The organism is Synechococcus sp. R8-2 (assembly GCF_047461715.1).
Taxonomy (GTDB): domain Bacteria; phylum Cyanobacteriota; class Cyanobacteriia; order Thermostichales; family Thermostichaceae; genus Thermostichus.
On sequence record NZ_JANSHQ010000205.1, the window covers coordinates 1 to 6,352 of the forward strand.

Genomic DNA, 6,352 nt, shown 5'->3' on the forward strand with positions numbered 1-6,352 from the left:
TTTGGCAATGCGTTCCTCGGCTCTGGCAATGCGCTCCTCGGTGCCGGCAATGGTTTGCATCAGCTCTTGGTTTTGCCGGGCCAGTTGGGCGATGGCCTGAGCGTTGGCCTCGACAGTGCGCTCGATGCGCGCCAGCCGCTCCTCGCTGTAGGTCATGGTCGGGGAGGGGGAAATTGATGCGGGCTGGGGAAGTCCTGAGGTGGGATCCCTTGCAGAGCCTCAGTCATAAAGCGCTTCCAGGTGGGGGCAACAAAGGCCCCGCCGGCGGTGCCGGGCAGCATGGGGGAGTTGTTGTCGTTGCCAATCCAAATGGCGGTAGACAGTTGCGGCACATAGCCGATGAACCAAGCGTCGCGGAAATCAGAGGTGGTGCCGGTTTTGCCGGCTACAGGTCGCCCATCGTCCAGACGAGCTGCCCTCCCGGTGCCTTGGGTCACCACCCCTTTGAGGATTTGGTTGAGCGTAGCCACCGCCCAGGGATCCAAAACCCGCTCCGGCTGGGGCCTGGCCTCGAAGAGGATTTGGCCGTTGCGATCCACCACCTGGGCCAAGAGGGTCGGCTCCACCCGATATCCGCCATTGGCAAAGACCGCATAGCTGGCCGCCATCTCCAGGGGGCTGACGCTGGCCGAGCCCAGAGCTGTAGCCAAGTTGGGAAACATCTCGGCACTGATGCCGGTGGCCTGAGCCGCTGCGATGACGTTGCGGATCCCAACATCATCGGCCAACTTGACCGTGGGCACGTTGCGGGAGAGCTCCAAAGCCCGAGCAAAGGTGAGGGGGCCATAAAAGGTGTTGTCGTAGTTTTTCGGGCTGTAGGGTGGCGAGCCGGGATAGGTGACGGGGGTATCTTCCAAGATGCTGCCGGGTGAATAGCGCCCGCTGGCCAGAGCCGCGTAGTACACATAGGGCTTAAAGGTGGATCCCGTTTGGCGAAACGCCTGGGTGGCGCGGTTAAATTGGCCCCGCTGAGCGTTGATCCCGCCCACAATGGCCTTCACATAGCCGGTACGGGGATCCACCGCCGCCAAAGCCATTTGATCGGCACGACGAGCTGCCCCAATGCGGGGGCCATCTTCATTGACAATGCGCTGGGCAAGGCGCTGCAGACGCAGATCGATGGTGGACTGAACCCGCAGACCTCCTTGCATTAGAGCTTGTTCCCCATAGCGGCGCCGCAGCTCCGCCTCAATGGCGTCGGTAACTGCTGGGGCGTTACTTTGAAAGGAGGTAATGCGGCCTAAGGTCAGCTTTTGCTCCCGCGCCGCCTGGGCTTCCTCGGGGGTAATCCACTTCAGCTCCACCAGACGATCCAGCACCAGGTGTTGCCGCCGTTTGGCTCCCTCCAGGTTGCGAAAGGGGCTGAGGGTTTCCGGGGCCGGCAGGATCCCAGCCAACATCGCCGCTTCAGCCAAGTTCAGTTCAGACGCATCCTTGTTGAAGTAGCTGCGGGCCGCCGCCTGGATGCCGTAGAGATTGTGCCCCCAGTACACCTGGTTGAGGTACATCTCCAGGATCTCGTCTTTGCTGAAGACCTGTTCTAGGCGCACCGCCAACACGATCTCGGCGACTTTACGGCTGAGGGTACGCTCCGGCCTCAAAAACAGGTTCTTGACCAACTGCATTGTCAGGGTGGATCCCCCCCCCGCCGAGCCTATACCCCCCTCCACACTGCCTAGGATCGCCCGGCCCAAGCTGACCGGATTAATGCCTGGATGGGTGTAAAAGTGGCTGTCTTCAATGGCCAGCAAGGCCTTTTTCATCTCCGGCGAGACCTGTTCAAGGGAGATCACTTCCCGGTTGGCCTCCCCGTGTAGGCTGGCAATGGGCTCGCCCCGAATATCGACAATGTGGGTGGTGGCAATGGGCACGTAATCCCGCAATTGATGCACGTCCGGCAAGTTGCGGAAGCTAATGGCCAGCCCCACCAATCCGGCAGCCGTTGCCGTGGATCCCAAGAGCAGGGATCCCAGCAACAGATTGCCCACCACACCGGCAACCTGGGCAATCCGGGAGGGGCGGGTGGGTGGGGTATAGTCGGCATGCTCGTCAAACCCCGATCCGGAAAAAGGGGAATTGGAGACACGCTCCAACCCCGGCTTTCTCGCCCGGCGGGCCAATGGTCTGCGACCGTAGGTCACGTCAAAAACCCTGTCACGTCCGTGTTGCAAAGCAACAACAAGCCAGACCCATTATAGGGCGGCGTCTATTGGGGCAGCAGGATGGCCAACCCTGCCCATCGACAACTCCAACCGGGCTAGGGGGAGAAGATCTTGAGTTGAGAATCGAGCATCTTTTGCGTGGGCTTAAAATGGCTCATGGGTTCAGCCGGAGGATCAGGCTTTGAGTTTATCGTCAGCCTCAGTTTCGCCAGCGTACCGGGATCCGTTGATAGCCCAAATTGTTGAGCGGGGGGTGGCCGAGATCTTTCCAGGAGGAGCTGCTGCCCTGGCGGAGCGCTTGGCGCAAGCGGATCGTCCCCTGCGGGTGAAGCTGGGCATCGATCCCACCCGACCGGATCTGCACCTGGGGCATTCGGTGGTGTTGCGCAAGTTGCGCCAGTTTCAGGATGCGGGCCATGTGGCCATTTTGCTCATCGGGGACTTCACGGCGCTGGTCGGGGATCCCACCGGCCAATCGGAGGCCCGTCCCCGCCTCACCCCGGCAGAAGTGGAGGAAAACGCCCGCACCTACTTGGAGCAGGCCGGCAAGATCTTGGATTTTGAGACCCCTGGCCGGCTGGAGGTGCGCCGCAACAGCGAGTGGCTGGCCCGCCTGACTCTCAGCGAGCTGATCGAACTCCAGGCCCAGATGACGGTGGGGCAGATGTTGGCCAAAGAAGACTTTGCCCAGCGCTACCGAGCTGGAACGCCAATTTATCTGCACGAATTTCTCTATCCCCTCCTGCAGGGCTACGACTCGGTGGCTCTGGCAGCCGACGTAGAACTGGGGGGAACCGACCAGCGCTTTAACCTGCTCACCGGTCGGGATCTGCAAATTTGGAAGGGCCAAGCGCCGCAGTTTTGCCTGACGGTGCCGCTTTTGGAGGGGCTGGACGGGTACCAGAAAATGTCCAAGTCCAAAAACAACTACGTGGGCCTGACCGAGGATCCCCTCACCATGTACTCCAAGCTGGAGAAGGTGCCGGATCACCTGGTGGAGCGCTACTTTGAGTTGCTCACCTCAGTGCCCCTTGCCGAGCTGCCGCAGGATCCCCGCCAGCGGCAGATCCTCCTAGCCAAGACCCTAGTGGCCCAGTTTCACTCCCCTGCAGCGGCAGAAGAGGCCCAGCGCACCGCCCAAGCCCTGGTGCTAGACGGTATTCTTGCCGAAACGGGATCCATTCCCACCTTTGCCATCGATGGGTTGTCTTACCCTGTTAAACTCAGCTACATCCTGCGTGAGTGTGGCCTGTGCAAGAGTGCCGCCGAGGCCCGTCGGCAGATTCAAGGGGGCGCCGTGCGGCTGGATGGGCAAAAGGTGGAGGATCCCGACCTGGAGTTTGCCCATGCCTCGGAGCTGGCCGGGCGGATTTTGCAGGTGGGCAAAAAGGCCTTTCGTCGGCTAGTGAAAGGCGCAGATTAGTCTTCCCCTCTCCCTGTGGGAAAGGGGTGAGGGGATCCATCAACGGGCAGGCTTGAAGCCGAGTCCGGTTTTTTTCTGCCTGGTCTTGGCTGGGGGATCGGACAGAGGAGAAGCTGACGAAGTTGGCGGGAAAACGGGCTCCGGTTTGGGCCGGATCGAGCCCGCCTCGGCTACTGCCTCAGAGAGCTTTTGCCGCACCAGCTCCTGAGTCTCCAAAATGTTGGGATCCGCCGCCCATTCCGGGGCCTCTCGAACGGGATCATCCTCGGAGGTGAACTCCAGGTCGTAGGTCTCGGCGCGGTAATCGAGGCTGAAGCATTCCCAAGCCCGCAGACTGTAAAAATAGGGGAACAAACGCACAATGCGCTCAATATCCAGGTGCGCAGCAAAGCGACGAAAAGCCTCTTCTTCAGACACCGGAAAAGGGGCGTAATGTTCTGAAACAAACCACCGCAAGAACTTCCGCGCCTCTGGGATGATCTGCTGGGCAGGCAGGGATCCTACCACCCCTGCATTAAAACAGTTCACCAGCAGATGCTCCAGCATCACCGCGTTGTACTCGGCAAAGCAGGTTTGCTCGCGGCTTTCCACCGGCTGCCAGGGCATGTTGCCGTTGGCGGCAATGAGCAGGTGAACCAGGTCATGGGAGGGGTTGGTTTGGATGTAGCCGTGCCCCTCCAACTTGGCGCCATCGCAGCTAAAGAGCTGGTGTTGGGGGCTCCAATAGAACTTGAGTTGCTTTGCCGCCATGTTCAGTTCTCCTCCTCACCCAGGGGAGCCTTTTAGATCTTACACCTGCACTGATGAGCTGCTATGAACTATAGGCCACGGAGGAGAGCGCCGGCTTATTTGACAATTGGTCAGCGAGAACGCTTGCCACAAGTGGCAAAACAAAGGGGTCTTTATCTCGAAGCAATTCTCGGAGCAGACAGGCTTTAGCCGCCCTACTAGGCTCAAAGCTGAGACCCGCTGTGCTCGCATTGTGAAAAAAGATGAACTCGAGATCCTCTAACTGCAGTAAAAATCTCTACGCCTACACCAAGCGCTACAGTAGCTTTCGGAATTACTGGGTGGTATTGTAACTCCGTACTTTCATGCCACCCCACTATGCTTGCACTGGCAGCTGCAATGACTGTAAAAATACAGCCCGGTCAAGTAAAAAGCCAAAAAGCTGGTTGGCTACTTCTCCTGGTGCTCGTGGGAAGCTGCCTTGTCGGCTGTGGCTCTTCCGGCGGTACAGGCATTGAGCCGTCGGCTGTGGGATCCCAAGCTCGCCTGACATTCAATGGGGCTCTGACCCGCTCCTTTTCTGGCACACAAGGGGAAATGGAGTTCAACATCGCCCTCCTGCAAGGCGGGGATCCGCCCCAACCAATAACCCAGCTCTCTGCCAGTCAGGTCAGCCTGCAGGTAAACCAGGTAACCGACTTGCTAGGGATCCCGCAGCCGGTAGCCTTGACCCTGACACCCACCCGGATCGAGAACCCCCCGCCGGATCTGGCTCAGCGGCCTTTGCTCATGGCAGTGCTGATGGATGGCTCAGGCAGCTTGCTGGTTTTGGATCCCCAATCTCGGCGCTTCCTGGCTGTTTTTCGGCTCTTGGATCAATTTCGCCCTGCACCCCTGGATCTGGGCGCTATTCTGCGCTTTGACAACCGGGGGGCAGGTTTTGGCCTTACAGCTTTGGGGCAGCCCCTGCGCACAGCTCAGCTATTGCAGGACTTCACCGGCGACAAAGAGCTGCTGAGACGAGGGGTTTTGCGTGCTGTTCCCGGAGGGAACACCGCCCTTTACGATGCCACGGTAGAAGCCGGGCGTTTCTTGAGCGACTTTCGGGCCACCGAGCGTTTCAACCGCCGCTTGGTGGTATTCACCGATGGGATTGACAACGAAAGCACCCGCTCCATCAACCAAGCTACTCAGGAGCTGACAACTTTGGCCAGAGAGCGAGGACAAAAACTCACCGTGTATGTGGTTGGGTTGGGGGTCGATTTGAATCTTCTGGAGTTACAGCGTCTGGCTGCAGCTACTGAGGGGACTTTTGTGCTGGCACGGTTTTCTGAAGGGCTGGAAGCTCCCTTTGCCAACTTATTCCCTGCTGCTATTGGGGAGCACCGCCTGCAAATGAGGGTGCAAAGCAATGTTCCGCTATCTGCTGGTTCTTATCTTCTCAGTGGCGAGCTGAGAGTTGAGAGAGAAGGCAGCCGTTTTGTGGCGCCATTCAGCGACGCTGTTCTCACGGTGGGATCCCGCTAGAGTCATTCCGCAGGCTGACAACATCCCTAATCGAGAGCGAGGCGATAAGCAAATGTTTCGACGACTCGGTATACCCAGAAGATTTTGGCAACCGGCTGCGCTTGTCCTGGCGGCAGTGCTTACAGGTTCCCTAACGGTTTTCCTGAAAGGTTGCGGTGGCACCTCCAGCAGCCCCTCGACTGTGGGGTCGCCGCCAAGGGATCCCGGCTCTGGCTCTGGCTCTACCTCTGCCATTTTGGGATTGGTGGTTGATCCCTTTGCTCAGCTTTGCCCTTCAGGCTCAACAGCCGCCCTTTGTTCGGGAGGGCCGCTCTTTTCAAGAGGCAATAAGGTTGAGTTGTTCAACCTAAGCTCAAGAGGGGACATTTTGTTGCCTGCCTTGTCAACCACTGCCTTGGAGGGCAACTTGCGGTTCACCATCCCCTTTTCCGGATCGATTACTCAGCCGCCGGGGAAATTGGTATCGGTTCAGTCCAATCTCCTGGGCCAAGGGCGTCAGTCCTCCGGCCAG

5 protein-coding genes are annotated in these 6,352 nt (G+C 59.0%); 3 read left to right on the top strand and 2 right to left on the bottom strand.

Going from position 1 to position 6,352, the window contains the following annotated elements:
- Positions 1 to 152: 152 nt before the first annotated feature.
- Positions 153 to 2,141: a transglycosylase domain-containing protein gene (locus tag NW819_RS05480; RefSeq protein WP_414413137.1), complete on the bottom strand. Its 1,989-nt coding sequence runs from the start codon at positions 2,139 to 2,141 to the stop codon at positions 153 to 155.
- Between the two features lie 247 nt (positions 2,142 to 2,388).
- Here NW819_RS05480 and tyrS point away from each other — a divergent pair, with 247 nt between their 5' ends.
- Entirely contained in the window at positions 2,389 to 3,585 is a 1,197-nt protein-coding gene (tyrS, locus tag NW819_RS05485; RefSeq protein ID WP_414413141.1) for a tyrosine--tRNA ligase, read from the top strand.
- A 39-nt stretch (positions 3,586 to 3,624) separates the two neighbouring features.
- Here tyrS and NW819_RS05490 read toward each other — a convergent pair whose 3' ends face one another.
- Entirely contained in the window at positions 3,625 to 4,335 is a 711-nt protein-coding gene (locus tag NW819_RS05490; protein WP_414413138.1) for a hypothetical protein, read from the bottom strand.
- Between the two features lie 447 nt (positions 4,336 to 4,782).
- Between NW819_RS05490 and NW819_RS05495 the strand changes: the two genes are divergently transcribed.
- Complete coding sequence (locus NW819_RS05495; RefSeq protein WP_414413139.1) at positions 4,783 to 5,841, top strand: vWA domain-containing protein; 1,059 nt, start codon at positions 4,783 to 4,785, stop codon at positions 5,839 to 5,841.
- A gap of 155 nt (positions 5,842 to 5,996) precedes the next feature.
- A complete protein-coding gene (locus NW819_RS05500; protein ID WP_414413140.1) occupies positions 5,997 to 6,191 on the top strand; it encodes a hypothetical protein in 195 nt (64 codons plus the stop codon).
- The last annotated feature ends 161 nt before the right edge of the window (positions 6,192 to 6,352 follow it).

Coding starts and splice junctions, on each gene's coding strand:
- NW819_RS05490 (WP_414413138.1), bottom strand. CDS start 4,335: ATGGCGGCAAAGCAACTCAAGTTCTATTGGAGCCCCCAACACCAGCTC.